This window comes from Micromonospora sp. MH33, from assembly GCF_003013775.1.
Lineage (GTDB): Bacteria > Actinomycetota > Actinomycetes > Mycobacteriales > Micromonosporaceae > Micromonospora > Micromonospora fulviviridis.
On sequence record NZ_MUYZ01000559.1, the window covers coordinates 1 to 2,159 of the forward strand.

A 2,159-nucleotide genomic window follows, 5' to 3' on the forward strand; every position below is an offset into this window, starting at 1 on the left:
GGTCGCCGGGGCGGGCACGTTCGGGCAGGGCGGCGCCCCCGCCGGCAGCCGGCGGACGGCCGCCCCACCCGTCCGGGCGCCCGCCGTCGCGGGCGTGGACAGCATCGACGCCGGTACGAGCAGGGCGGCGGCCAGCACCGCGGACGGGCCCCAGGTCCTCATGGCCGGAGGCTAGCCACGCCGACCCGAACGGGTCGCCGACTCGGGGATTCGCCTCCCGCGGACGGCGGCGCGGGGTAGGCTTCCCGACCCCAGCGCGGTCGTCACCCGGAGCGGCTGGAGACCGCGTTGGACTGCCTGACCGAGAACGCGGTGAGTTGACCGGCCCCGGGGACCGGATCGCGCTGCTGGGCCACCGGGCGCCGGCCTGGGCGGACCGAACCGCGGGCCGGGCGGGTTCAGCCGGTACGGCAGCGGGCGGGGGCGCGCGGCGCGGTGCCGGCCAGCCGAACGCCCAGCGTGATCATGGCGGCGGCGAGCACCACGAGCGGGATCCGGACCCCGTCGAGGGAGAGCGTCTCGTGGAACGCGGTCACCCCGACGACCACTCCGGTCACCGGCTCAGTGAGGGTGAGCGCGGTCAGCGGCGCGGCGATCTGCCCACTCTGGAACGCGTTCTGATTGAGCTGCACGCCGACCAGGGCGACCACGACCAGCGCCGCCAGCCGCGGGTCGGTGAACAGTGCTGGCACATCGCCGTGGAACCGGGTCGCCACCGCCTTGAGCAGGGCCGCAGCCATCCCGTAGAGGACCCCGGTGGCGACGCCGAGCAGCGCGCCGCGCGTCGCGCCGCTGGTCGTCCGGGCCACCACCAGGCAGCCGGCCACCGCCCCGGCGGCCCCGACCGCCACCCACCCCCACGCGGTGGCGTCGGGCTCCTCGACCCCCGCCCGTGGGTTAACGGTCACCAGGAAGGCGACCAGTCCCACGGTACCGACCAGGGTCGCCACGAGGTCCCGGCGCGGCACCGGCCGCCGGTCCCAGGCGGCCTCGACCAGGATGGCCATGAAGAGCCCGGTCGCCAGCAGTGGCTGCACCACGGCCAGCGGACCGTTGCGCAGCGCGAGGGCCTGGGCCAGCGCGCCGGTCACGTCCGGCGCCCAGCCCAGCTGCCAAAGCCGGGTGCGCAGCAGCCGCCACAGCAGGCGCGGGTCCAGGGTCCGCCGGGGTGACTGCTGCTTGGCCGCCCGCTGGTGCATGTTGCTGGCGAGCGCGAAGCAGAAGGCCGCCACCAGGGCGGCCACCACCGCGAGGGTCACCGGGGCACGTCCCGGTGGTCGCCGAGCGACCCGACCGTCCAGCCCTCGCGGCGACACTCGGTCAGCAGCCGGGGCAGGGCGGCCAGCCCGGCCCGCCACGCCCCCGGCGCGGCTGCGCACGACGAGTCGTGCAGCAGGATGGTGCCCCCGCCGGCCAGACCGGACCGGACGGTGCCGTACACCGAGTCGGCGGTGGCCGTGCGGGTCCAGTCCCGCCCCCAGCAGCTCCACAGCACCGGCTCCAGCTTCAGCCGGCCGGCGGCCAGCACGGCGGCGCCGGTCAGCACCCCGTACGGCGGGCGCAGGAACCGTGGGGTCGCGCCGGTCACGGCGGTGATCAGCGACCGGGCGCGGGCCAGGTCGCGGACGGTTGCCACCGGCCCGCGCAGCAGCAGGTTGTCGTGCCGCCAGCCGTGCACCGCCACCTCGTGGCCTGCGGCGACGATCTCCCGCCCGAGGTCCGGAGCCCGGTGCAGCATCGCACCGAGCAGGAAGAAGGTGGCCCGGACCCGGTACGCGGCCAGCACCTCCAAAAACCGCGGGGTGGACTCCGGATCGGGGCCGTCATCGAAGGTGAGCGCGACCCGGTCCGGGGGGCCGACACCGTGCAGGCCGCGGAAGAAGCGGCGCCGGACGGCCGGCAGCGCGGTGAGGGCTGGCGCCAAGTGCAGCACCGGGAACGCCGCCGCCGCGATCCGGCCAGCCCGTACCGGGCCACGGGTCACCGCAAGCCTCCGGTGGACTGGAGCAGGGCGGCGACCACCGCCACCGCGTCGCCGACCGAGTCGACGAGGGCCCGGCGGCCGCGCTCCTCGACACCCGCGCTCCCGGCCCGGCTGGCGGCGTCCGCGACGAGGCCGGCCGGATCGGCACGCGGCTCGCCGGCGTCGTCGTGCGCCG

2 protein-coding genes are annotated in these 2,159 nt (G+C 77.1%); both read right to left on the reverse strand.

Features of this window, described 5'->3' with window-relative positions:
* Nucleotides 1-398 precede the first annotated feature (398 nt).
* A complete protein-coding gene (locus B0E53_RS35780) occupies nucleotides 399-1,259 on the reverse strand; it encodes a DMT family transporter (protein WP_107079852.1) in 861 nt (286 codons plus the stop codon).
* On the reverse strand, nucleotides 1,256-1,984 hold the full coding sequence (locus B0E53_RS35785) for a polysaccharide deacetylase family protein (protein ID WP_107079853.1): 729 nt from the start codon (nucleotides 1,982-1,984) through the stop codon (nucleotides 1,256-1,258). The genes B0E53_RS35780 and B0E53_RS35785 overlap by 4 nt, the downstream gene beginning before the upstream one ends.
* Nucleotides 1,985-2,159: the final 175 nt, after the last annotated feature.